This is a genomic window from Pseudarthrobacter chlorophenolicus, assembly GCF_000962805.1.
Taxonomy (GTDB): domain Bacteria; phylum Actinomycetota; class Actinomycetes; order Actinomycetales; family Micrococcaceae; genus Arthrobacter; species Arthrobacter chlorophenolicus_A.
Genome location: NZ_JZTW01000007.1, coordinates 112,703 through 138,583 on the forward strand (window position 1 = coordinate 112,703; position 25,881 = coordinate 138,583).

The 25,881-nt window shown below is 68.6% G+C and carries 17 protein-coding genes and 1 pseudogene; 16 read left to right on the plus strand and 2 right to left on the minus strand.

The window, feature by feature from the left end; genetic code table 11:
- Positions 1-14: 14 nt before the first annotated feature.
- The 15 genes and pseudogenes from UC32_RS09195 (at position 15) to UC32_RS09260 (ending at position 21,766) form a co-directional block, all read left to right on the plus strand.
- The gene (locus UC32_RS09195) at positions 15-986 is read left to right on the plus strand and encodes an AAA family ATPase (RefSeq protein ID WP_045730926.1); all 972 of its coding nucleotides are present in this window, start codon (positions 15-17) and stop codon (positions 984-986) included.
- A gap of 50 nt (positions 987-1,036) precedes the next feature.
- The gene (locus UC32_RS09200) at positions 1,037-2,368 is read left to right on the plus strand and encodes a DUF58 domain-containing protein (protein WP_045730927.1); all 1,332 of its coding nucleotides are present in this window, start codon (positions 1,037-1,039) and stop codon (positions 2,366-2,368) included.
- Positions 2,365-4,944 (plus strand): transglutaminase-like domain-containing protein, encoded by a 2,580-nt coding sequence (locus tag UC32_RS09205; RefSeq protein ID WP_045730928.1) that lies wholly within the window; start codon positions 2,365-2,367, stop codon positions 4,942-4,944. Before UC32_RS09200 ends, UC32_RS09205 begins: the two co-directional genes overlap by 4 nt.
- A pseudogene (locus UC32_RS21100) lies at positions 4,941-5,021 on the plus strand (zinc-ribbon domain-containing protein); the annotation flags it as partial. The gene UC32_RS09205 and the pseudogene UC32_RS21100, both read left to right, overlap by 4 nt.
- Positions 5,022-5,294: 273 nt before the next feature.
- Positions 5,295-6,665, plus strand: a complete 1,371-nt coding sequence (locus UC32_RS09210) for an RDD family protein (protein ID WP_045730929.1) — start codon at positions 5,295-5,297, stop codon at positions 6,663-6,665.
- Entirely contained in the window at positions 6,662-7,666 is a 1,005-nt protein-coding gene (locus UC32_RS09215; RefSeq protein ID WP_045730930.1) for a PP2C family protein-serine/threonine phosphatase, read from the plus strand. The genes UC32_RS09210 and UC32_RS09215 overlap by 4 nt, the downstream gene beginning before the upstream one ends.
- Positions 7,663-9,744: an FHA domain-containing protein gene (locus UC32_RS09220; protein WP_045730931.1), complete on the plus strand. Its 2,082-nt coding sequence runs from the start codon at positions 7,663-7,665 to the stop codon at positions 9,742-9,744. The genes UC32_RS09215 and UC32_RS09220 overlap by 4 nt, the downstream gene beginning before the upstream one ends.
- A complete protein-coding gene (locus tag UC32_RS09225; RefSeq protein ID WP_045730932.1) occupies positions 9,741-11,546 on the plus strand; it encodes a serine/threonine-protein kinase in 1,806 nt (601 codons plus the stop codon). The genes UC32_RS09220 and UC32_RS09225 overlap by 4 nt, the downstream gene beginning before the upstream one ends.
- An 85-nt stretch (positions 11,547-11,631) precedes the next feature.
- On the plus strand, positions 11,632-12,336 hold the full coding sequence (locus UC32_RS09230) for a hypothetical protein (protein WP_045730933.1): 705 nt from the start codon (positions 11,632-11,634) through the stop codon (positions 12,334-12,336).
- Positions 12,333-16,778 (plus strand): FtsK/SpoIIIE domain-containing protein, encoded by a 4,446-nt coding sequence (locus tag UC32_RS09235; RefSeq protein ID WP_045730934.1) that lies wholly within the window; start codon positions 12,333-12,335, stop codon positions 16,776-16,778. The genes UC32_RS09230 and UC32_RS09235 overlap by 4 nt, the downstream gene beginning before the upstream one ends.
- A 119-nt stretch (positions 16,779-16,897) precedes the next feature.
- The gene (locus tag UC32_RS09240) at positions 16,898-17,557 is read left to right on the plus strand and encodes a hypothetical protein (protein WP_045730935.1); all 660 of its coding nucleotides are present in this window, start codon (positions 16,898-16,900) and stop codon (positions 17,555-17,557) included.
- Between the two features lie 38 nt (positions 17,558-17,595).
- Positions 17,596-19,908 (plus strand): NAD-dependent DNA ligase LigA, encoded by a 2,313-nt coding sequence (gene ligA, locus UC32_RS09245; protein WP_045730936.1) that lies wholly within the window; start codon positions 17,596-17,598, stop codon positions 19,906-19,908.
- A complete protein-coding gene (locus tag UC32_RS09250; RefSeq protein WP_045730937.1) occupies positions 19,905-20,714 on the plus strand; it encodes an inositol monophosphatase family protein in 810 nt (269 codons plus the stop codon). Before ligA ends, UC32_RS09250 begins: the two co-directional genes overlap by 4 nt.
- Positions 20,715-20,832: 118 nt before the next feature.
- A complete protein-coding gene (locus tag UC32_RS09255; RefSeq protein WP_045730938.1) occupies positions 20,833-21,336 on the plus strand; it encodes a GNAT family N-acetyltransferase in 504 nt (167 codons plus the stop codon).
- Positions 21,337-21,385: 49 nt separating this feature from the next.
- The gene (locus UC32_RS09260) at positions 21,386-21,766 is read left to right on the plus strand and encodes a RidA family protein (protein ID WP_045730939.1); all 381 of its coding nucleotides are present in this window, start codon (positions 21,386-21,388) and stop codon (positions 21,764-21,766) included.
- A 23-nt stretch (positions 21,767-21,789) separates the two neighbouring features.
- Here UC32_RS09260 and UC32_RS09265 read toward each other — a convergent pair whose 3' ends face one another.
- Complete coding sequence (locus UC32_RS09265) at positions 21,790-22,452, minus strand: response regulator (protein ID WP_045730940.1); 663 nt, start codon at positions 22,450-22,452, stop codon at positions 21,790-21,792.
- On the minus strand, positions 22,445-24,172 hold the full coding sequence (locus tag UC32_RS09270; RefSeq protein WP_200896360.1) for a sensor histidine kinase: 1,728 nt from the start codon (positions 24,170-24,172) through the stop codon (positions 22,445-22,447). The genes UC32_RS09265 and UC32_RS09270 overlap by 8 nt, the downstream gene beginning before the upstream one ends.
- Before the next feature lie 217 nt (positions 24,173-24,389).
- Here UC32_RS09270 and UC32_RS09275 point away from each other — a divergent pair, with 217 nt between their 5' ends.
- Positions 24,390-25,862 carry a CitMHS family transporter gene (locus UC32_RS09275; RefSeq protein ID WP_045730941.1) on the plus strand — a complete coding sequence of 491 codons (1,473 nt, stop codon included), beginning with the start codon at positions 24,390-24,392 and terminating at the stop codon, positions 25,860-25,862.
- The last annotated feature ends 19 nt before the right edge of the window (positions 25,863-25,881 follow it).

Consider the following 25,881-nt stretch of genomic DNA (forward strand, 5'->3'; position numbering starts at 1 on the left):
GGAAGAACCACCCCATGACGATGACCAGCGAGCAGGCCGCGTGGTTTGCCGATACGTTCGAAAAGCTCGTTGCCAACGTGGGGCAGGCGGTGCTGGGTAAGGAACACGTCATCCGGCTGACCTTCACCGCGATGCTGGCCGAGGGCCACGTCCTGTTCGAGGACGCCCCCGGAACGGGTAAGACCTCCCTGGCACGTGCGCTGGCCGCCACGGTCCAGGGCTCAAACAACCGCATCCAGTTCACCCCTGACCTCCTGCCCTCGGACGTCACCGGCGTGACCATCTACGACCAGAAGACGCAGAAGTTCGAGTTCCACAAGGGCCCGATCTTCAACAACATTGTCCTCGCCGACGAAATCAACCGTGCGTCGCCGAAGACCCAGTCCGCGCTTCTCGAGGTCATGGAAGAATCCCGGGTCACCGTGGACGGCGTCACCTACTCCGCCGGCCGCCCGTTCATGGTGATGGCCACCCAGAACCCGATCGAACAGGCCGGCACCTACCGCCTGCCGGAAGCACAGCTGGACCGCTTCCTGATCAAGACGTCCATCGGGTACCCGGACCACGCGTCCACTGTCCGGCTGCTGGGCGGCTCCAACCTCAAGGACCGTTCCAAGGAACTGTCCGCCGTCATCACCACGCAGGCTGTGGCCGACATGGCCGACCATGCCGCCACCGGACACGTGGACACCGCAGTCCTCGAGTACATCTCCCGGCTGTGCGAGGAAACCCGCAACGCCCCGGAAACCCGGCTGGGCGTCTCGGTCCGCGGCGCCCTCGCCATGGTCCGCGCCGCGAAGGTCTGGGCAGCCTCGCAGGGCCGCAACTTCGTCCTGCCGGACGACATCAAGGAACTCGCCCCGGTGGTGTGGACCCACCGCTTCGTGATGGACCCCGAAGCCGAGTTCTCCGGAGCGACGCCCGAGGCCGTGCTTGCGCGGATCCTCGCAGACGTGGCAGCCCCGCAGCAGCGCACCAACGCCTGATTAGCAGGCCCGGCACGTCCTCCACTTCCAGCAACAACGAAGGCACACATATGTCCACCGGCACCCCGCTGACCCGGCTCACGGAGCGTCTCAAGCAACCCTTCCACCGGGACGGCAGGCCCACCCGCCTGCACCCGTCGGCGGTCTGGGCCGAGGCAAGCTCCACCGCGGGCCTTGCCCTGGCACCGGCCTGGCGCACCGTCCGGAAGACGTGGCTGACCTACGTGTGGCCGGTGCTTTCCGTGGTCAGCGTGCTGGGATGGTCCGTCCTTGCAGCCACCATCCTGCTCTGGTGGGCAGGATCGGCCTACGGCTGGCAGGAAGCGAAGGCCGCCGCCGTGGCGGCCTTCGTCATGTTCCTCATCGCCGTGTGCTTCATCCTGGGCCGTTCCACCTACGGGGTGGTCCTGGACCTGGCACGGACCCGCGTGGCGGTGGGGGACAGCGCCGTGGGAAGCATCGCCGTCACCAACACGTCCAGCCGGCCGCTGCTGCCGGCATCGGTCGAACTGCCCGTGGGCGGCGTCACCGCCGTCTTCCACCTGCCCCGCATGAAGCCCCAGCAGGTCCACGAAGACCTCTTCACCATTCCGACGGCCCGCCGCGCCGTGATCGTGGTGGGTCCGGTCCGTTCCGTCCGTGCCGACCCGCTGCACCTGCTGCGCCGGCAGGTCCTGTGGACCGAGCCAGAGGACCTCTTCGTCCACCCGCGCACGGTGGCGCTGGCGGGCTCAGCCGCCGGGTTCATCCGCGACCTTGAAGGCATGCCCACCACGGAACTGTCCAGCGCCGATGTGTCCTTCCACGCCCTCCGCGATTACGTCCCGGGCGATGACCGGCGGCACATCCACTGGAAGACCACCGCACGGACCAACAAACTGATGGTCCGCCAGTTCGAGGAAACCCGCCGGGCCCACCTCGCCATCGCCCTGTCCATCAACACCGATGAATACGCTTCGGAGGACGAGTTCGAGATGGCCATCTCGGCGGCCGCCTCGATCGGCCGCCAGGCCATCCGCGAGCAGCGCGAGCTGGACGTCCTGACGCAAAAGGGGCCGCTGCGCTGCGAAACCGGCCGCAACATGCTCGATGACATGACCCGGATTGTCGGCACCCCGATGCGCCGCACCGCCGTCGACCTCGCCCGTACTTTGGCAGACACCGTCCCCAACGCCTCCGTGGTGTTCTTCGTGGTGGGCAGCAACGTGACAGCCACCCAGCTTCGTTCCGCCGCAGCGTCCGTTCCGCCGGGCGTCCGCAGCCTCGCCGTCAGGGTCGAGGCAGGGGCCGCGTCCAGCAGGGCCAACATCGCAGATCTCACCGTGCTGACCGTCGGCGACCTCGCCGATCTCGGCATCGTCCTCCGAAAGGCGGCAGCATGACCTCCGCACCTGGCCTCCGCCCCAGAAGCGGATCCGCCCGTAAACCGTTCAGCAGCCAGGGCGGCCCGTTCAGCAACGGGCAGCCGGCCTGGCATTTCGCCCTCGACGCCGGTGCCCTCACCGTCCTCCTGGGGCTGGGACTGCTCGGTTTCGGGCTGAGCTTCGGCGGCGACCCCTACTACCTGCTGTCCGGCTTCGGCGGCATCATCCTGGGCCTGGGCATCGGTGTGCTCAACGCGCACCCGCGCCTCGGACTGCTGGTCACCACGGCGATTGCCTTGGGCGCCTACCTCGTGTTCGGCACCCTGCTGGCCGTTCCGGATGCCGCCATCGCCGGGTTCGTGCCCACGCTGGATTCTCTCCGCACGCTCCTGCTGGGTGTGGTGTTCGCCTGGAAGGACATGCTCACCGTGGGCGTCCCGGTAGGGTCCGCCAACGGCGTGCTGATTGTTCCGTTCCTGAGCTCGATGATCATGGCCCTCGTGGCAGCCGTGCTGACTTGGCGCGTGCGCAGCCCCTACCTCCCTCTGATCCCGGTGCTGCTCCTCTTCGTCACGGGTATAGCGTTCAGCACCAACGCCGCCTTCCTCACGGTTGAGCGCGGCATTGGCCTGACGGTGCTGGGCATCGCCTGGGCAACCTTCCGCCGCGATGCCCTTCGCAGGTCCTCCACCCGGCGGGTCGCCGTCAACAATCCGCAGGCTGACACGGCCACGGCCAGGAAAGCCTCGCTGCGGCGCCTGGGCATGGCCGCCGGCGTGATCGCGGTCAGCGTGGGTGTCACCGCCCTGTCCGCGCCGCTGGTGACTGCCGGAGACGAACGCAAAGTCCTCCGCAACGTGGTGGTTCCGCCGTTCGATCCCAAGGACTACGTCACCCCGCTGGCCAGCTTCCGCACCTACGTCAAGGACAAGAAGGACGACACCCTGTTCGTCGTCAAGGGCCTTCCGCGGGACGGCAGGGTTCGGCTGGGGGCCCTGGACGCCTTCAACGGGACCAACTACAACATGGACCCCAACGGCTCGGGCAACTTCAGCAAAGTGGGCGACGCCGAGTCCATCAACACGCTGGCGGACACCTCGAGCGTGGTCCCCACGAACGATTACTCCATCGACATCAGCATCGAGGACTATCAGGGATACTTCGTCCCCGGCGGCCGGAAGACCACCGGCATCAGCTTCGACCAGGGCGGCTCCCAGGCGGCGTCCGGCCTGTACTTCAATTCCGGCACGGATACCGCCGTTACCACCAACGGACTGAACCGGGGCGACTCCTACAGCGTGCAGGTCTCGGATCCCGTGAAGCTGGAGCATGGCCAGCTGACGCAGTACGACTTTGCGCAGCTCTCGCTTCCTGACCCGCTGGAAGTTCCTCCGGTGGTGGGTTCGCAGGCCAACGACCTGTCAGCCGACGCTCCGACCGCCATCGACCGGGTCCGCCAGATCGAAGCCCACTTCCAGAAGACCGGTGCGTTCAGCAACGGGCTGGTCAGCGAAGGCCAGCTCCCCAGTGTCTCCGGCCACGGCTCGGCGCGCATCCGCAACCTGCTGACAGCCAAGCAGATGCTGGGTGACGACGAACAGTACGCCGTGGCCATGTCCCTGATGCTGCGCCACCTGGGCATCCCGTCCAGGGTGGTGATGGGCTTCTATCCCGATCCCACGAGCCCCGAAAACGGTGCCGGCGAGGTCAAGATCACCGGCAAGAACGTCCACGCCTGGGTGGAAGTCGCGTTCGAACGCGTTGGCTGGGTCAGCTTCGACCCCACTCCGCCCAAGGACAACGTTCCCATCCCGCCGGACCCGGAGAACAAGTCCAAGCCCAAGCCGCAGGTGCTGCAGCCGCCGCCCCCGCCGCAGGAACCGGCGGACCTTCCGCCGGACTCCTCGCCGGACGCGCTGGATGCGGACCAGAAGAAGGACAACCCCTGGCTCTTCTGGGGTGCACTGCTCAGTGCCCTGGGTGTGGCGCTGATCCCGCTGGCCATCCTCGCGTTGCCGCTGCTGCTGGTCGCGCTGTTGAAATCACGGCGCCGGAAGTCGCGATTCAGCGCCGGTGACCCTGCCCAGCGGGTGGGCGGGGGTTGGAGTGAAGTGGTCAGCCTGGCCACCGACATGGGTGCCGCGGTGGACACGAGGGCCACGCGCCGGGAAAGCGCTGCGGTCCTGGCCGAGGCGTTCCCGGGCAGCCAGTCCGCCACCACCACGTTGGCGCGGCGCGCGGACGCCTCGATCTTCGGCGCCGGGCAGCCCAGCGAGGACGAGGTGCGTGAGTACTGGACCATCGTGGACGGGTCGCTGAAGGAAATGACGGCCACGGTGGGCTTCTGGCGCCGCCAGCAAGCACGGTTCTCGCCGCGGTCGCTCCTCTCCGACGCACGGACCGCCTTGAACACGAAGGACAGCGCCGGCAACGGCGGACGCCGGTTCAGACTTCCGGCACTGCCGTTCGGGAACGCCGCGGGCCGCCGTCGTCCGCCTGCCGGGCCGCCTACGGACGGACCCGGCGCGCCACCGGCCGGCACCAGCGCACCTGCACCTGAAGAACCCCCAACGCAAGGACCCAAACCAGAGTGACCCCCAATGCCGAGCGATGCCCGCGCTGCCAGCAGAACATCCGCACGGGCGCCGCTTTCTGCACCTCCTGCGGGGCGCCGCTGCCCAACCGGTCGGCCCGGAGCCTCCGCAACCAGGAGCCGGCACCCGGAACCGGTGCCGGTCCTAACCCCGGCCCCGGCACCTCGCCGTACCCGGAAGCGGAGGTCCGGGCGGCGCCCGTCGCCGCGCACCGGCCGCCGATTCCCGGTACTATCCCGGTAGTACAAATGCCCCAGGCAACTTCTGCCGCGGGCATCGCGAACGCGGCATCGGCGCAGGGGAGAATCGCGGGTCCGGCAGGGGCGTCCGCGCCAGGGGGAGGAACAGGAATGGCAGGAAACCTTCAGCTTGTCCCGGCAACCGCGGGCAAGCGGCTCGGGGCTGCCGTCGTTGACTGGCTGTTCCCGCTGGCAGTCCTGGTGGTGACCTTCGCCATTGGCTTTGCGGGGATCACCCGCACCCGCAGCGGCGGCTTCATTATTTACGACACCGCCTCCCTGGTGCTGTTCGGCGGCATCGGACTGGGCATCACCCTGCTCTACGCTGCGGTGCTGGCAGGCCTCGAAGCCCGGAGGGGCAAAACACCCGGCAACCTCCTGATGGGGATCCGCAGCACCGACAATGACGGCTACGCGCCCGGGGCCGGCGGGGTCTTCGTGCGCGGACTGCTGACCGGTGCCGGCATCCTGCTGACCATCATCGGAGCCGTCCTGGTGGTGGTTTTCAAGTGGTTCGACGCCGCCTTCTTCATCCTGGGGCCGCTGCTCCTGGTGGCGGCCGTCTGGGCCGTTCTCGTAGTGGTCTCCAACACCTGGGACAAGGACGGGCGCCTGCGCGGCTGGCACGACAACGCTGCCAAGACGCTGGTTTTCGACGTCAAGGCCGGCCGTGATCCGATCACCACGGGCGGCATCCAAGGCCCGTACAGCTTCGCGCCGCTGGACCTGCCGCCCGTGCAGCCGGTGCTCTCGCCGGTCGCGGGTGCCCGCGCGCCCCAGGTCATCGCCCCGCAGGCGCCGCCCGGAGCGGCACAGCAGGCACAGGTGCCGACCGCGCCTGGTCAGCAGCCCGCCCAGCACACGCCCGCGGCGCCCGCTGCAGCGCCGGTCCAGCCCCACCCGGCACCGGCCATCCCGCCTGACGGCCGGACCATCCCGGCGCAGACCGTGTCCTACACCTCGCCGTCGTCCTTTGCGCCGCCGGGTACTCCGGCGCCGGACGCGGCTCCCGCACCGTCCGCGGCATGGCAGTCCGGGCAGCCGGGCACGGGACAGCCGTTCGCCGCGCAGCAGTTTCCGGGACAGCCGCACGTTGACGACGACGTCGAACGCACCCAGGTGCGCCCCGGCACCGCCGGCCCGGCGCCTGTCGCCGTGCTGCGGATCAGGCTGGACGACGGCCGCGACTTCCAGCTCGACCGCAGCGTCCTGGTGGGCCGCAACCCCGTGGGCTCCGCGGGTGAACAGCACGCCCAGCTCCTCGCCGTCGACGACCCCGGACGGTCCATCTCGAAGACCCACCTGCACGTCCTGACTGACGGGGCGGGCATCTGGGTGACTGACCGGAACTCCACCAACGGCAGTGCCGTGACCACGCCCGACGGACTCCGCACACCCCTTGCGGCAGGGGTCCCGACTTTCGTTTCCCCAGGTTCCAGCGTCCACTTTGGCGACCGGACCTTTTACCTAGGACAGGCATGAACCAACAGCCCGCCAGTGTTCCCCCCACCACGCAGCCGGGCCCGGGCCTGAGCCTCAACTGCGGCTACGGAACGGACCGGGGACTCCGCCGCGAGCTGAATGAGGATTCCTTCATCGCGTCGGACCCGGTCTTCGCCGTTGCCGACGGCATGGGCGGCCATGAGGCCGGCGAGATTGCCAGCGGCATGTGCGTCAGGACCCTGGCAGCGATTCCGCAGCTGTCCACGGGGGACCGGAGCGTCACGGCCGCGGTCCTGCAGCAGTACCTGCTGCGCGCGGACAACTCCATCAGGGAAGCCACGGGTGCCCGGGCGGGAACCACGCTGACCGGAGCGGTAGTGGTGGAACAGATGGGCATGCCGTACTGGCTGGTCATGAACATCGGCGACTCCCGGACCTACCGCCTCAGCCAGGGCCGGTTCGAGCAGATCAGCGTGGACCACTCGGAAGTCCAGGAACTCGTGGACGCCGGCGAAATCACGCCCCAGCAGGCCACCGTGCATCCCCGCCGCCATGTGGTCACCAGGGCGCTGGGCACCGGGGACGAAACCGAAGCGGACTACTGGCTGCTTCCGGTGGAGGAGGGGGACCGGGTGATGGTCTGCTCCGATGGCCTCACCTCCGAACTGACGGACGAGCACATCCACCGCATCCTCAGCACGGCCGGCCACCCGCAGGACGCCGTTGATGCCCTCATCCAGGCTGCGCTGCGCAGCGGCGGGCGGGACAACATCACGGTGATTGTGGTGGACGCCCGCAACGTCCTGAACGACGCCGGCGCCGCCACTACGGCTCCACGGCGCGACCCGTCCGCTGAAGACGAGGACACATTGCCCCGCGGACAGGCACCGCAGGCCACAACCCAGCCTCTTCCGCAACAGCAGGACAACTCTGAGCAGGAAAACCCTGCGGTGCAGGAAACCCCTGCAGGGCAGGAGAAAGCGGGGCACGAACCCGCTGCAGGCCAGGATCCCGACGACGGCACGGAGGCCCCGCGATGACCGGCACCAGCTACGTCCCCGGCACCTGGCTGGGTATCGTCCGCTCCCATACGGCGGTCATCCTCGGACCCGATACGCCGCCCGCCCTCGCCGATTCCGTGTGGAACCTCATTGCCGGGAAGACCGAAGTCTACGAAGTCCTGCAGGCCATCACCGGCAGCGCGGGCGGCAACCTGTCCCGGATTCCGCCGTTCGCCATCCTGGACTTCGCCGGACCCCTGCGGGTGTTCCTTCGGGGCGGGCTCGAACTCTCTGTCGAAACACCGGAGGGTCCTGCGGAGCTGAACGGCCGCGACGTCACCACCTGGAGCGAACGCAGTTTTGCCGTTCCCGGTGCCTGCACCCTGATGATCCCGGGTGCGGGCGAAACCGGACAGTCCGAGCTCCGGCTGGGGGAGGGCATGGTGCTGCTGCAGGCGATCCGCCTGGGCGCTGATGCCGGGCAGGGCGCGCTGGAAGCTCCAGGTGCTGCTGAGGGTGGGACTGTCCCCGCTGGCGCGGCGGCCGACGCGGCAGCAGTCCTTGCGCCTGAAACCCTGACCGACCCGGACACTGCGGCCGATCCTGCCGTTGCGGACGCCCCGTTGACGGCTGTTGCCGTCGACTCGTCGGGTACTGCTGAAGTCCTTCCAGAGGCTTCCAGTGCCAAGGATGCCGCTGCCGGCCCGGCCGCTGATCCCGGCGCTCCGGACGCCGGAGCTGCGGCACTGCCCGAAACGGCCATCGCGCCGGGCCGTGCGGAGGTTTCCGTCGAGACTGTGTACGCGGTGCTGGACGAGGACGGCGAATATTCCGGTCACTCCGGCGCCCAGCACGCAGGCGCAGGCGATGAGTCGGGCCGCACTGACAATGATCCTGCCGAAAATGATGCGGCAGGCGATGATCCTGCCGCGCACGGCTCCGTTGAAGGCGGGGCAGCGGACAACGTCTCCGGTAACAACGGCAGCCCGGAAGCGGCAGCCGACGGACCGGACCTGGACGGCGACGCGGACAACGCTTCCGGGGCGGCAGTTCCCGCGGCCGCTGACCTGCCTGCGGCCATCGACCTGACCAGCTCCTACGACCACCTGTGGGAGCGTACGGTCATGCGGAACATCGAGGACGCTGCGGTCCGCGAAGAACCGGCCGAGGACGATCACGGGGCAGCGCCGGCCATTGAGGCCGCAGCCCCGCAGGCTGCCATCGATGCCGAATCTGAAGAACAGCAGGCACTGGAACAACCGCTGCTGCACGACGGAGCCGGCACCCCTGAAGTCCAGGACGGTGCAGGCCTTCCTCCGGCCGCAGCACCCAAACCGGCCACCGGCCTGCTCATCGAGTCGGTGCCGTGGCGGACCGGGGGAGCGGGGAACGCGCAAGCACCTGCCCCGGAGCCGTTCACCCCGGCACCAGCTTCGACCGTGACTCCGCCTGCAGCGCCACCGGCGTTCGGAGCGCCCACCCCGGCACCGCAGCCGGGAACCGCCAGCTACCCTGCGGCGCCCGGGGCGGGGCCATCGGCCAGCGACTTTGACGATGACCATGACGGCCAGACGGTCATGAAAAGCAGCCTCCCCACCGGCCAGCAGGCAGCCGCCACGCCGGGCGGGCCGGCCACGGACGGTCCAGCTCCGGTCAGCGGTCCGCTGGTGTTGGCCCGGGTGTGCCCGCAGGGCCACGCCAACCCGCCCATCCGCTCGGCCTGCACCGAGTGCGGGGCGTCCCTGCCCCAGGACGCCGTCCAGGTGGGCCGCCCCCGCCTGGGCCGGATGCGCCTGTCCACCGGAGAACTGCTGGACCTTGACCAATCCCTGGTGATCGGCCGGCAGCCATCGGTGTCCCGGGTCCAGGGCGGCGGCATGCCACGCCTGGTCCAGGTGCCCAGCCCCGGCGGCGACATCTCAAGGTCCCACGTGGAGGTCCGGCTGGAAGGCTGGCACGTCATGCTCTGCGACCTTAAGGCAACCAACGGCACAGTCCTGGTGCGGGAGGGGCAGCCCCCGCGGCGCCTGGCCCAGAACGAGATGGCCATCCTGCTGGACGGTGACATCGCCGAGCTGGGCGACAACATCTCGCTGCGTTTTGAGGAGATTCCTTGAGTTCCAAACGGCCCGTAGCGCCGCCGCCCCGCATCCCGGGGTTCACTTACATCAGCCTGCTCGGTTCCGGCGGGTTCTCCGACGTCTACCTTTACGAGCAGGACCGGCCGCGCCGGAAAGTCGCCGTCAAGGTGCTGCTCTCGGACCTGAAGACCGAGGGCGCCCGCCGCCGCTTCGAGTCCGAAGCCAACCTGATGGCCCAGCTGTCCTCCCACCCCTACATCGTCACCATCTTCGAAGCGGAAGTGACGGAGGGCGGGCACTCGTACCTGGCCATGGAATACTGCTCACGGCCCAGCCTGGACGTGCGGTACCGCCGCCAGCGGTTCAGCGTGGACGAGGTGCTGGCCGTCGGCATCCAGGTGGCTTCCGCCGTCGAAACGGCGCACCGGGCCGGCATCGCCCACCGCGACATCAAGCCCGCCAACATCCTGGTGACGGACTACAACCGCCCTGCCCTGACCGACTTCGGCATCTCCGGCACCCTCGCCGGTGACGGCGACGACGACTCCGGCATGTCCATCCCGTGGTCGCCGCCCGAACAGTTCCGGGACGGCAGCGTGGACGGCGTCATGGTGGACGTGTGGGCGCTCGGTGCCACGCTCTACACGCTCCTGGCCGGCCGCTCACCCTTCGTGATGCCCGGCGCGGACAACTCCCAGCGCGAGCTGATCAACCGCATCAGCAACACCGCGCTGCCGCGCCTGGGCCGCGCGGACGTACCCGAATCCCTGGAGCTGGCCCTTGCCACCGCCATGGCCAAATCGCCCCAGTCACGGTATTCCTCCGCCCACGCGTTCGCCCTTGCCCTGCAGCGCATCCAAGCGGAGCTGAACCTGTCCGTCACCCCCTTCGAGGTCCTCGAAGAACCGCAGCAGGATGAGAACCACCCGGACGAGGGAACCGAGGAGACCCGGGTCCGGAGTATCGCGTCGATCGACCCGGAGCGCACCGGCAGCGCCCCCACCTTCCCGGCACGCACGTGGCCGCAGGCTCCTGGCTCCGGGGCAGGAGGCGCCGGTACCGGAAACACAACGGCGGGGCCGGGCAGCCAAACCGGTGCGCCGCCGTCGCGCTTCACCGCCCCTGCCGCCGGAACCTGGCCGCCCGCCACCGCGGAAGGACGGAATGCGGCCACGCAGGCCCGCCTCCCCGGGAGCAACTTCGGCAAGGCGGCAACGGACGACGACGGCCCGCACGAATGGTCCCAGTCCACCGTCCTGCGCGGCAGCGGCGGCGGCCAGCCCAATTACGGGGCGCCGGTCCACGGCGCCGAGGACGCACACACCAGTTCCGCCGACGCCACCGTGCACCGGCCCGCGCCTGGTGACCGGCCGGCCGAAGGGCCCGGGGAAGCACCGGAACAGGACCACGGCAAACGGAACCTGTGGCTCGCCATAGCCGGCGGCACCATCCTGGCCCTTGCCGCGGTGGTGGGGATCGTGGCGGCCAACTCCGGCGGCGGGACGCCCAAGGCAGTGGAAACCCAGCAGGCGTCCAAGCCGCCTGCGGACGCCCTGGATAACGGAACCGTCCCCGACGTCGAGGGGCTGGCCGGGGCTGCCGGCAGTGACGGCAACGTGGCGTTCACCTGGAAGAACCCGCAGCCCAAGGACGGCGACAGCTACAAATGGCGCGTCTACACCATCGGCGGTGGCGGCGAGTTCCAGTCAGTGGCGCAGCCGCCGGTCCAGGTCAAGGCAAACCCCTCCGGGCAGACCTGCGTCCAGGTGATGATTGTCCGCACCGACGGCGCGTTCTCCCCGCTGGAACAGGGTTCCATCGCCTGCACGGGCTCATGACGGCCGGCACGCTTGCCTGCCCGTCCGTTCTGCCGGCGGGCACGCCGGCCGTATTAATACTTACGCTCTTGAGGAGGCACAGAATATGGGGGATCTAGCAATAGATTTCTGTGGTGAATGGTACGAGCCCTCGGATGAGGACGTCTTCAACATCGGCCGCGAGGGCGACCTTGAAGTGGACGACAATCCGTACCTGCACCGGCAGTTCCTGCAGGTCGCCCGCTACGACGGCATCTGGTGGCTCAGCAACGTGGGCGGCATGCTGTCCGCCACGGTGGCGGACGCGTCCGGCGGGATGCAGGCCTGGCTGGCGCCGGGCGCCCGGATCCCGCTGGTCTTCAGCCACACCAACATCATCTTCACGGCCGGGCCCACCACCTACGAGTTCGCCGTCCACCTGAGGACCCCGTCCTTCCGGCAGGAAGCCAGGGACGGTGACAGCAGTGGCGACACCACCATCGGCCCGGTGGTGTTCACCGACTCCCAGAAGGCACTGATCGTGGCCCTGGCGGAGCCCATGCTGCGGCGCGAGGGCACGGGCTTCAGCGCCATCCCGTCGTCCGCTGCCGCCGCAAAGACCCTGGGCTGGGCGCTGACCAGGTTCAACCGCAAACTTGACAACGTCTGCGACAAGCTCGACCGCGTGGGCGTGGTGGGCCTGCGCGGCGGCGGCGGCAAGCTCGCCACCAACCGGCGTGCCCGCTTGGTGGAGCACGCCGTCACCTCCCACCTGGTGACCCCCGATGACCTGTACCTGCTGGAAAAGATGAGGGGTGTGGACGAAGGATGAGGATCCGGCTGACACTCCGCCGGGACCCGGCGGAAACCAAGGACCTGGCCGTCACCGTGGACGGGCTGGCCACAGTGGCGGACATTGCCACGGTCCTGTGGGCCGCGGACCCGGACCGGAAGGGACGCCCCGCACCGGACAACCTGTCCCTCCGTATCGATGAGGCCTTCGTTGGCGGCGGCATCAGCGGCAACGTCCTGGCCAGGGAAGACAACCTCCTGGAGTCAGGCCTGCGGCCTGGTTCGGTGGTTTCGCTGGCCCAGGTCAGCGAGCAGTTCCATGAGGCCGGTGCCGGGCGCGGTCCTGCCGCGGCCACCCTTCGGGTGTTGTCCGGGCCCGACGTCGGCAAGGAATTTTCGCTGCCCACCGGCACCAGCTACATCGGCCGGGACCGGGACGTGGACATCCGGCTGACCGACCCCCTGACCTCCAAGCGGCATGCCCGCATCACCGTGGCCGAGGGCGTCGAAATCGTGGACACCAACTCCGCCAACGGCCTGCTCATGGATGGCCTGCCGGTGACCCGTGCACGGCTTAACTCGTCCGACACCGTCACCCTGGGCGACACCACCGTCACGGTGGTGCCGCTGGGCCACAACCGGGCGGCAGCACCGACGTCGCCCCTGGTGGACTTCAACCGTTCACCCCGGGTGGTTCCGCGGTTCGAGGAACCCAAGCGGGTGGTCCCGTCCGGACCCAAGCGGCCCGAGGACCACCCCTTCCCCTACATCATGCTGATAGCGCCGCTGATGATGGGCGGGGTCATCTTTGCGGTCACCCGCAACCCGCTGTCCGTGATCTTCATGATGATGATGCCGCTGTTCATTATTGGCCACTACGTGGACCAGAAGATGCGCAACAGGAAGCAGCAGAAGGAAGGCCATAAGCACTTCCGTGCGTCGATGGCCGCCTTCCGCGAGGACATCACCGAGCTGCAGAAGGTGGAGCGTGCCGTCCGGCTGCAGGAGGCACCGTCCGTCAGTGACACCGTGGACGCCATCTACAAGCTCGGCCCGCTGTTGTGGACGCACCGCCCCGAGCACAAAACCTTCCTGGGGCTGCGGTTCGGGCTGGGCACCGCACCGTCCCGTGTCAGGCTCGAAGAACCGTCCAATAACGACACCGAGGTGCAGTACGCCCGCGAAATCCAGGACTGCCTGAAACAGTTCCGGGAAATCGAAGGCGTCCCCATCGTCTCGCAGCTGCGCACCTCCGGTTCCCTGGGCATCGCCGGCGCCCGTGGCCTGGTGGATGACGTGGCCCGCGGCATCGTCCTGCAGCTGGTGGGCCTCCACTCGCCCGCCGAAGTGGTCCTCACGGCCATCACTTCGGCGCAGTCACGGGAGCGTTGGGACTGGCTGCAGTGGCTGCCGCACGTCGGCTCCGGCCACAGCCCACTGTCCGGAGACCACCTGGCCGCAGGGTCCGCCGGCGGCTCCTCGCTGCTGGCCAGGCTTGAAGACCTGCTCGACGCGCGGGAGGCCGCCGTCAAGCGGCAGGCGCCCGAGCTGCGCCAGGAGATGGACCCCGCTAAGCACGAACTCGAAGCACCCGTGCTGCCCACGGTGCTGCTGATCGTTGAGGACGACGCGCCGGTGGACCGCGGGCGCCTCACCCGGCTCGCCGAACGGGGACCGGACTCGGGCGTACACGTCATGTGGGTGGCCACCGATATCCAGGCCCTCCCGGCTGCCTGCCGGGACTTCATGGTGGTGGACGGCGATCACGGCACCACCACCGGCCAGGTCCGCCTGGGCAGGCACACCTACCCTGTGAGCTGTGAAAGCGTCGACGCCGAGCTGGCCGGCCAGCTGGCCCGCATGCTCGCACCGGTGGTGGACGTGGGCAAGCCCGTCAACGATGACTCCGACCTTCCCCGCGCCGTTTCCTACGCCACGCTGATCGGCAAGGACTTCCTGGACAACCCGCAGGCGGTGGCCGAACGCTGGTCGGAGAACAACTCCGTGCACTCCTCCGCGGTGGCCAACCGCAAGGACAACGGCACGCTCCGCGCCCTGGTGGGATCCAAGGGCGTCGAGCCGCTGTACCTGGACCTGAAGAACGAAGGGCCGCACGCCCTGGTGGGCGGTACCACCGGTGCCGGTAAATCGGAGTTCCTGCAGTCCTGGGTGATGGGCATGGCATCCGCCTACAGCCCGGACCGGGTCAGCTTCCTGTTCGTGGACTACAAGGGCGGTGCAGCCTTCGCCGACTGCATCAACCTGCCGCACACCGTAGGTCTGGTCACGGACCTGTCCCCGCACCTGGTGCGGCGGGCCCTGACGTCGCTTCGCGCGGAACTCCACTACCGCGAGCAGCTGCTTAACCGGAAGAAGGCAAAGGACCTGCTGGCCCTGCAGCGCGAAGCCGATCCCGAGGCGCCGCCGTACCTCATCATCATCGTTGACGAATTCGCGGCGCTCGCCAACGAAGTTCCAGAGTTCGTTGACGGCGTGGTGGATGTGGCCGCCCGTGGCCGTTCCCTCGGCCTGCACCTCATCCTGGCCACCCAGCGCCCGGCCGGAGTCATCAAGGACAGCCTGCGCGCCAACACCAACCTGCGCGTGGCGCTGCGCATGGCGGACGAGGATGACGCCACGGACATCCTGGGAGTCCCGGACGCAGCGTATTTCGATCCGGGCATCCCGGGCCGCGGAGCCGCGAAGACCGGTCCCGGCAGGATCCAGGGTTTCCAGACCGGCTACGCCGGCGGATGGACCACCGAGAAGCCGCAGCGGCCGCAGATCGACATCGTGGAGATGGCCTTCGGATCGGGTTCAAGCTGGGAGGCGCCGGCGCCGGAAAAGCCTGTCGCGGCCGAACCTGCAGGTCCCAACGACATCGCCCGGATGACCGCCAACATCGTGCGGGCGGCAGACGTCCTTGCCATCGCCCCGCCCCGAAAGCCATGGCTGGACGAGCTTGCCAAGACCTACGATTTCTCCAAGCTGCCCAATCCCCGCACGGACGAGCAGCTGCTCCTGGGTGTGGCCGATGACCCTGCGCGCCAGGACCAGCCCACCGTGTTCTATGAACCGGACCGGGACGGCAACATGGCCATCTACGGTACGGGCGGCTCGGGCAAATCCGCCGCGCTGCGCGGTATTGCCATCGCCGCGGCGGTAACGCCCCGCGGCGGCCCCGTGCACGTGTATGGCATCGACTGCGGCTCGTCAGGCCTGCGGATGCTCGAAGAGCTGCCGCATGTGGGCGAGGTCATCAACGGCGACGACGTCGAACGGGTGGGGAGGCTTTTGCGCCTCCTGCGCGACATCGCCGAACAGCGTTCCGCCCGCTTCGCCGAGGTCCGGGCGTCCACCATCGTCGAGTACCGCAGGCTCGCCAACCGGCCGGACGAAAAGAGGATCTTCGTCCTGGTGGATGGCATGTCCGCGTTCCGCGAAGCCTACGAACACAGCCGCCTGTCCGGGCTGTGGGACATCTTCCTCCAGCTGGCCACCGACGGCCGGACCCTCGGAATCCACCTGGTGGTCTCCGGCGACCGCCCCAACGCCGTCCCGGCCTCGCTGCTCGCCTCCATCCAGCGGCGCCTGGTGCTGCGCATGTCCTCCGAGGACGACTACATCTCGATGGATGTTCCCCGGGACGTCCTCGGCGCCACGTCCCCGCCGGGACGCGGGCTGCTGGACGGACTGGAAGTCCAGCTTGCCGTACTGGGTGGGAACTCCAACCTGGCGCTGCAGGCACGCGAAGTCCACAAGCTCAGCGAAGCCATGCTCCGCCAGGGCCTGGACACCGCCCCCGGCATCGAGCGGCTCCCGGACCAGGTGGACCTGGACGTCCTTCCCGTCGGCAGTCCGGAACTGCCCGTCATCGGCGTCGACGATGAGACACTCCAGCCCGCCGAGATCATGGCCCGCGGACCGCTGCTGGTGGGCGGCCCTCCGGGCGCCGGCCGGACCGTGGCGTTGGTCACCCTCGCCTATGCCCTCCGCCGCTCCAACCCGGAGGCGGAACTGATCTACATCGGTGCCCGGCGTTCCGCCGTTGCCTCGCTGCCGCTGTGGAACCGCTCAGTGGTGGGTCCGGATGACCTGGCCGAAGTAGTGGAGGATCTGGTGGAGCATTCCTCCGGCAACCCCGGACGGCTGGCCATCTTCATCGAGGGCCTGACGGAGTTCACCGACACCATGGCCGAATCCGGCATGGCGCAGCTGGTCACGGCCTCCATCAAGGCTGATCAGTGGGTGGTGGGCGAATCCGAGTCGTCCACCTGGTCCTCGGCCTGGCAGCTCGCCCAGCCGTTCAAGTCCGGCCGCCGGGGCCTGCTGCTCAACCCCGGCGACATCGAAGGCGACAGCCTGCTCAACACCTCGCTTGGACGGATCAGCCCTGAATTCATCCCCGGCCGCGGGTACATTGTGGGCCGCGGAAAGGCCCGGAAAATCCAGGTGGCGCTGCCGCCGGAAAACCGGGACTGAAACACTTAGCACAGGAGGGCCGCACAATCGATGGATTTGCGGCCCTCCGGCGCGTTGTAGAAGACTGGACAGGCTCCAAAAAGCCGCAGTGGGGGGACTGCGGGCCCTGAAAGGTAACAATGCCCCCCTCTTCTCCGGCGCTCCGCGCAGTCCTCGCCACGGCGTCCGCAGCCGTCCTGGCCGCCTCGATAACCCTCCCCGCCGGAGGCGCCGCTTTGGCGGATTCACCTGAACCCACGGGATCGGCAACCGCCACCACGGCGCCCGGCTGTGAAGATGACTGCAGCCAGGAACCCACCAGCCCAGCCACAGAGCCCGTCCGGCCCACCAGGACGAAGCCGGCCGACCGGCCGGGCTCGCCCACGCCGGCTTCTCCCGCCCCGCAGCCGGTGCTGCCGACCACGCCTGCCCCCACCTCCACGGGTTCCGTTGCGCCGCCGCCGGCCACCAGCCGCCCCGCCGCAACAGGTGGCCCGGGTGCCGACGGCACGAACCCGGGCGGGCAGGCCTCCGAACCGGCAACGTCCGCAGGCCCTGGCGACGCAACCACCAGCCCGGGCGGCACCGCGCCCGCGTCCGGTGCGCCGTCGTCGGACTCCGGCTGGGACACGCCGGTGACCACATCCGTCAAGGCAACCCAGGCCGCAGCAGTGTCCCGCGCGGAGATGTCCGGGCGCGGCGGCCCGGACCTTCCCGCTGTGGCCGCGGGCGTCCTGCTGGTGGGTGCCGGCGGCGGTGCGTTCACCTGGTGGATCAGGAACCGGCCGCGCACCCACTGACACCGCTGGCTGCCTTACCGGTAGGGCAAGATAGGTCTGTGAGCACAGGAGAAGGCACCGCAGAACAGACCGCCACCGGGACCCCCGAGCAGAACGGACGTGGGAGCACCCCGTCCGATGCCATCCGGGAGGAATACGAGAACCTGTCGGACCTCATCAGGAAATACCGGTTCGCGTACTACCAGGACGACGCACCCCTGGTGTCCGACGCTGAGTTCGACACCCTGTTCCGCCGCCTGGAGGAGATCGAGGCGCTGCATCCGGAACTGGTGGCCAATGATTCGCCCACCCAGGAAGTGGGCGGCGAGGCCTCGGCAGCCTTCGCCGCCGTCGAACACCTCCAGCGGATGTACAGCCTTGAGGACGTCTTCTCCATCGAGGAACTCGAAGCCTGGCTCAACCGGGCCGAAGCCAGCATCGCCAAGTTGGGGGACGGCACCGCACAGGCTTCCTGGCTGACCGAACTCAAGATCGACGGACTCGCCGTCAACCTGCTTTACCGCGACGGAAAACTGGTCCGGGCCGCCACCCGCGGCGACGGCACCACGGGTGAGGACATCACCCACAACGTCCTCACCATCAAGGAGATCCCGCAGCAGCTGAGCGGGGAAGGCTACCCGGCGGAAGTGGAAGTCCGCGGCGAGGTGTTCATCCCCTCCAAGGCGTTCGCCGAATTCAACGAAGCCCTGATCGAAGCGGGCAAGGCCCCGCTGGCCAACCCCCGGAACGCAGCGGCAGGCTCGCTCCGGCAGAAGGACCCGGCAGAAACCGCCAAGCGGCCGCTGAAGATGTTCGTCCACGGCATCGGCGCCCGTGAAGGACTCGAAGCCCGCAGCCAGTCCGAAACCTACGCCCTGCTCAAGGAATGGGGCCTGCCCGTCAGCCCGTATTTCGAAGTGCTGGAGGCCCGCGCCGACGTCCTGGGGTTCATCAGCAAGTACGGCGAGCAGCGCCACAAACTGCTCCACGAAATCGACGGCATCGTCATCAAGGTGGACGACTTCGCCACCCAGCGGGCACTCGGCTACACCACCCGCGTGCCGCGCTGGGCTGTGGCGTACAAGTACCCGCCGGAGGAAGTGCACACCAAGCTGCTGGACATCCAGGTCAACGTGGGCCGCACCGGCAGGGTGACCCCCTTCGGCATGATGGAACCGGTCAAGGTGGCCGGCTCCACGGTGGAGATGGCCACCCTGCACAACCAGGATGTGGTCAAGGCCAAGGGCGTTAAGATCGGCGACATCGTGGTCCTCCGCAAGGCCGGTGACGTCATCCCCGAAATCGTGGGGCCCGTCCTGGCCCTGCGCGACCAGCAGGATCCGCCCGTCCGCGACTTCGTGATGCCCACCGAATGCCCCGCGTGCGGCACGCCGCTGGCGCCGGCCAAGGAAGGGGACGTGGACATCCGCTGCCCCAACGGGAAGTCCTGCCCGTCCCAGCTCCGTGAGCGGGTCTTCCACCTCGCCGGACGCGGCGGGTTCGACATTGAAGCGCTGGGCTGGGAAGCCGCGATCGCGCTGACGCAGCCCGCGGAGCCGGACGTGCCGCCGCTGACATCGGAGGCCGCCCTGTTCGATCTCACGCGGGAAGACCTTGCCGACGTGAAGATCCGGCGCGAGAAACGCTCCAAGGGGGTTGCCACCGGCGAGTACGAGCTGGTGCCCTACTTCTACAGCAAGGGCACGGCCAAGTCCCCGTCCAAGCCCACCGCCAGCACCGAGAAGCTGTTCAAGGAACTGGACAAGGCCAAGAGCCAGCCGCTGTGGCGGGTGCTGGTGGCACTGTCCATCCGCCATGTGGGACCCCGCGCCTCGCGCGCACTCGCCCAGGCCTTCGGCACCATGGACGGGATCCGGGCAGCCTCGGAGGAGGACCTGGCCCACGTGGACGGGGTGGGACCCACCATCGCTGCCGCGTTGAAGGAATGGTTCACCGAGGACTGGCACCGCGAGATCGTGGACCGCTGGGCTGCCGCCGGCGTCCGGATGGAGGATGAACGGGACGAGTCCACACCCCGCACCCTCGAAGGGCTCACCGTGGTGGTGACCGGCTCGCTGCCCAACTTCAGCCGCGACGAAGCCAAGGAAGCCATCCTGGTCCGCGGCGGCAAGGCCTCCGGGTCCGTCTCGAAGAACACCAGCTACGTGGTGGCCGGAGAAAGCGCCGGCACCAAGCTGGACAAAGCCGAACAGCTGGGTATCCGTGTGCTCGACGAGGACGGCTTCCGGCTGCTGCTCGACGGCGGCCCCGCCGCGGTGGGGGACACCGCGGAAGTCGACGGCGACGACGCCTCGGAGGAGAGCGCCGCGCCGGCGGAAGAAAACGCAGCAGCAGTGGAGGAGGAGGCATGACCGGGCCGGAGGAATTGCTGGACGTCGCGAAGGAGGCAGCCCGGGCAGGTGCCCGGGTCCTGTCCGGACGCAACGGCGAAACACTGGGCGTCAGCAACAAGGGGGCGGCCGGCGACTGGGTCACCGCCTTCGACCTTGCAGCAGAGAACGCTGTGCGTGAGGTCATCACGGCCGCCCGCCCGGGGGACAGCATCACCGGTGAAGAGCACGGGACTACGCGCCCTGCGAACCCCACCGGCTACCGCTGGTCCATCGACCCGCTGGACGGCACCACCAACTTCATCCGGAACATCGTCTACTACGCCACCTCCGTGGCAGTGGCCGATGCCGACGGCGCCTGGCTGGCCGGCGTCGTCAACGCACCCGCCCTGGGCCGCGTCTACTACGCTGCCCGCGGCGCCGGCGCCTGGCTGGAGGAAGGCGGCCGGACCACCCGGCTGGACGGTCCGGTGCCTGGCCGGAAGGGCCAGATCCTGGCCACGGGCTTCAGCTACGACCCCGCGGTCCGGTCCCAGCAGGCCACCCACTTCGCCGAACTGGCCGACGGCTTCGCCGACGTCCGCCGGCTCGGCTCGGCGGCGCTGGACCTCTGCATGGTGGCCGACGGGACGCACGACGCCTACGGCGAACGGGGCCTGAACGAGCACGACTTCTCGGCCGGCGCCCTCATCGCCGAGGAAGCCGGGTGCTGGGTACGGCGTCCGCGGCTCACCAGTCCGCTGGACGGCGGCCCTTCAGACCAGGAACGGCTGGACGCCTGGACCTGTGCTGCCGGCCTGGAGCTTTCGGGCAGGTTCCCGCTCTGACCGCGGCACCCGGTTCCGGCGGCATGCCCGGACTGGGCGGCATGCGCAGAGTGATAGATCAATCACGGAAAACGCTGTTTCAGTCCGCCGGCGCGCCCGGCAGCACTACCATTGACGGGTGCATCCGCAGATAACCATCCGCAGCGCCGTCGAATCCGATTACGACGCCGTTGCCCGCATCACCCGCGACTCCTACCTGGCCGCCGGCTACTTCGAGGACGCCGCACACCCTTACATGGTCAAGGTCCAGGACGTCGCGGACCGCGCCGGCCAGGCCACCATCTGGGTCGCCGAACGCGGGGGAGCGGTGGTGGGATCGGTAACCCTGGCGCTGGCCGGCGAGCCCTATGCGGACATCGCCCTGCAGGATGAGCTGGAATTCCGGATGTTGGTGGTGGACCCCGCCGTGCAGCGCAGCGGCGCCGGCCGGGCCATGGTGGAGGCCATCATCGAACACGCCCGGTCCCTCCCGGGCATCAACGCAGTAGCCCTCACCACGGGCCAGACCTGGGAAAGCGCCCACGGCCTCTACCGCACCACCGGCTTCCGCAGGGTCCCGGAACGTGACTGGCTGGTTCCCGGAACCGACATAAAGCTGCTGGTTTACCGGCTGGACCTTTAGCCGCCCTACAGTGGTGCCAGCCCGCATTCCATTGTTGAAAGGCACCACTATGCGCAAAACCTACGGCACCGGTTCCGTCTGGGAACAGTCACTTGGATACTCCCGCGCCGTCCAGGTGGACAACACCCTGTACATCTCGGCCACCGCGGCAAGCGGCGAGAACGGGATTGTGGGCGAAGACTTCTACACCCAGACGCAGTTCATCCTGCAGAAGCTGGGCGATGTCCTCGCCGATGCCGGGTTCGGTTATGAGGACGTGGTCCAGTCCAAGCTGTACCTGACGGACATCAGCCAGTGGGAAGACGCCGGCCGCGCCCACGGCGAGGTCTTCGGCGAGATCCGCCCCACCTTGTCCCTGGTGCACGTTCTGCCGTTCCTCGACCCCAAGATGCTGGTCGAAATCGAACTGGTGGCCCAGAAAAGCGCCTGAGCTGCCCTAACGGTCTGCCGGCGTCAGGCCGCCGGCAGACCGTAGCGGTGCTCCGGCCTGCCGGTGGTCCCGTACCGGAGCTGGATGTCGACTGCGCCATCGTCGGCAAGCGATGACAGGTACCGTTGCGCCGTGGCCCGCGAAACGCCCACCCGCGCCGCGACCTCCGCGGCGGAGTACTGCTGGCCCGGTTCCAGCGAATCCAGCACCGCCGCCTCGGTGGCGGAGCGCGGTTTTGCCGACGGTGTGACGTCGCCCGGGATGAGTGACCTCTTGGCCCGTTCTAAAGACTCCTGGTCCAGTGCCCCGGGCTGGGCGAGCAGCCGCCGGTACCTCGCGTAGGACCGGAGCTGCTGTGACAGCGCATCTGCCGTGAACGGCTTCAGCAGGTAACCCAGGGCGCCGCGGCGGAAGGCCACCCGGACGGATGCAGAGTCTGACGCAGCGCTGAGCATCACGGTGTCCACGTCCAGCTGCTGCAGCAGGTCCAGCCCTGAGGCGTCCGGCAAGTAGACGTCCAGCAACACCAGGTCCGGCCGGAGGCTGTGGATGGCCTGCAATGCCAATGATGCGGTCCCCACGGGGGCAAGCGCCAGGAACCCGGCCACCGAGTCCACGTAGGCGGCGTGCAGCTTGGCGACGTGGAAGTCGTCGTCCACGATCAGCACCCGGAAGTCGTCAGCCATTCTGGTCCTTTCCCTCATCGGAAGTCCGGGCGGCGGCGCCCGCTGTGGTGTGCGGCAGGGTTGCCATGAATACGGCGCCGGGGCCCCCGCTGCTGCCGCGGTCCAGCACCGTGACGTCCCCGCCCCGGCGGCGCGCCAGTTGCCGGGCGAGGGCCAGCCCGAAGCCCTGCCCGCCGCCGCTGCGGTTGTTCCTGTTGAGTGAGCCCGTGGCGGTGGTGAACCCTTCGGCGAACACCGCCTCCGTGTCCGTTCCCTCTGCCAGCCCGTCGCCCGAGTCGGCCACCACGACGTGCAGCGTGCCGCCGTCGTCGGCCGGCTCGTCCAGCACCTCAAGCTCCACCCATTTCTCCGCTGCGGCGCCGGCCACAGCCGCGTTTACCGCGTTGTCGATCAGGTTGCCCAGCACCGTGGTGACGTCCTGCGCCTCGGTCACCTGGCCCCGGACCAGGGTCTCCGGACCGATCCGCAGGGACACTCCCCGCTCGTCGGCCTCCACGCCCTTGGCGCCCACGAAGGCCTGCAGGTAGGGGTCCTGGAGCAGTTCGGCCTGCTCGACGGGGAACTTCAGCGGCCCGGTGGCGGCCAGGGTGGCGAGGTAGTCGCGGGCTTGCCGGTGCTGGCCGATGCTCATGAACCCGGCCAGCGTATGCAGCTGGTTGGCGAATTCGTGCCGCTGGGCGCGGAGCGCGGTGGACATGGTGCCTACGGCGTCCAGCTGCCGGGTGAGTTCCTGCAGTTCGGTGCGGTCCCGGAGCATCACCACCCAGCCCAGGTCCTCGCGCCCGTGCAGGGCCTTTCGGGCATTGGCCACCAGCACCCGTCCGCCGGCAACCAGCTCCACCGCATCGGCGGCCGGCCGGTCCGGGCTGGTCAGGGAGGCCAGCTGGTCCGGTACCGGGGCGTCTTCCCAGCGCGTGCCAGCCAGGTCCGGCAGCCCCAGCATGCGCTGCGCCGCGGCGTTGAAGACGCTCACCCGGCCGTCCGCGGAAACGCCGATGACGCCGTCGTCCACGCCCTGGAGCACGGCCACCTGGTCGTGGACCAGCGTGCTGATCTCCTCCGGTTCCAGCCCCAAGGTGAGCCGCTGCAGCCTCCGCCGCAACAGGAACGAGCCCAGGATGCCGGCCAGCAGTGCGCCGGCGGCGGTCAGCGCCACGGGTCCGATGTCCCGGGCCACGCTCTGGCCCACCGTTTCCATCGAGTAGCCGACGCTGACCTCGCCCACCACGGTGGAGTTGTCCGCAGCGTAGACCGGAACCTTAGCCCCTGCCGATGCCCCCAGAGTTCCGGTGTTTCGGGTGGTGACTTCCTGTCCGGCCAGGGCCTCGGACGGATCCGTGCTGACCTTCTCGCCGAGCCGCTGGGGGTCCGGATGGGCCAGGCGGATGCCCTCTTCATCGGTAATCACTACGAACAGCGCTCCGGTGCGGGTGCGCGCCGCTTCGGCGGAAAACTGCAGGGGACCGGACGCCAGCTCGGACGCCGGGGGAGTGCCCTGTTCACCGCTGATGGCCAACACATCTGCGCGCACCTCGGGGTCAGAGGCCACCGTGCGTGCCAGGGTCAGGGCCTGGTTTTCCGCCTCACTGCCCACCCGGTCGTAGGTGAGCCAGGTATGGACGGCGGCGCTGAGCAGAACCACCAAAAGCACCACACCCAGTTGCAGCAGGAGCGTCTGGGTGGAAAACCGCAGCGGCGGGCGCGGCACGGAGCGCTGCATGATCCTCCTTGACTGGCACGGGCCGGATGGCTTCCTGGTTACGGCGTCATCAGTGCGGGTCCTTCAGGGCGGGACCGCGTGAGCACAATGAGCAAAATGCTCCCAATAAGCAGTATGCCAATCAATTGAGCCAAAGGCACGGCCGTGACGTCCGCCACCCTACAGTCTGTAGCACGCATCACAACGCTGTGGTGCCGTTCACAAGAAGGAGCCGGCTGTGCTGGTAATACTTGGATTCGCCATGATCGCGGTGTTCATGGTGCTGATCATGACGAAGAAGTTGACGCCAGTACTGGCGCTGATCATCGTCCCCACCGTTTTTGGCCTTTTCGCGGGTGCCGGCCTCGGCATCGGTGACATGGTCCTGGACTCGATGAAGTCCATGACCTCCACAGCAGCCCTGCTGATGTTCGCCATCATCTACTTCGGCCTGATGATCGACGTCGGGCTGTTCGACCCGCTGGTGAAATTCATCCTTCGCAAGCTGGGCAACGACCCCGCCAAGGTTGTCTTGGGCACCGCCCTGCTGGCCGCCGCGGTATCCCTGGACGGTGACGGCTCCACCACCTTCATCCTCACCACCGCCGCCATGCTGCCGATCTACCTGCGCCTGAAGATGAGCCCCGTGGTCCTCACCTGCGTTGCCGGCCTCGCCAACGGCACCATGAACATCGTCCCCTGGGGCGGTCCCACGGCCCGCGCCGCCACCGCCCTGAAGATCGACGTCAACGATGTCTTCGTGCCCATGATCCCGTCGCTGATCGGCGGCATCGTTGTGGTCCTCGCCTTCGCCTGGATCCTTGGCCTGCAGGAGCGCAACCGCCTCCGCAGCACCCAGCCCGAGATCTGGGGCGTGCCCGATACCGCGGCAGAGTTCGACGGCGGCGCTCCCGCCGGCTCGGCTGCCGGTTCCGGCGCGGGCCGTGGACGCAAGGGCAACACCCCCGGCGGGGCGGCCCCCGCAGGTTCCGGCGACGGCTCGGTAGCTGTCCTCGAACGCACCGAAACCCTCGTGGACGACCACGACACCGCCATGGCAGACACCGCACTGGACCCCAACCGCAGCACCTTGCGCCCCAAGCTGTTCTGGTTCAACCTGGGCCTGACCGTGGCCGTCATGGCCATGCTCATCGCGGACCTCGTGCCGCTGCCTTACGTCTTCATGGTGGGCTCCGCCATTGCCCTCCTGGTCAACTTCCCCAAGGTCAAGGACCAGGGCGCCCAGCTCGTTGCACACTCTTCCTCGATCGTGGCCGTGGTCAGCATGGTCATGGCAGCATCCGTCCTCACCGGCGTGCTGACCGGCACCGGCATGGTGGAAGCCATGTCCGCGTGGCTGGTGCAGATCATCCCGTCCAGCATGGGCCCGCTGATGGCAGTCATCACCGGCCTGCTCAGCATCCCCATGACGTTCTTCATGAGCAACGACGCTTTCTACTTCGGCGTCCTGCCGGTCCTGAGCGAGACCGCCGCGCACTACGGCATCGGCGCCGCCGAAATGGCCCGGGCCTCCATCACCGGCCAGCCGTTCCACATGCAGAGCCCGCTGGTGCCGGCCATCCTGCTGCTGGTGTCCCTCGCCAAGGTTGACCTGGGCGACCACCACAAGAAGGTCCTGTGGCGTGCCGCCGTGGTGTCCCTGGTCATGCTGGGAATCGGCATGCTGACCGGAGCCATCGGGATCGGCTAGTCTGTTGCTGCCTGCGGCT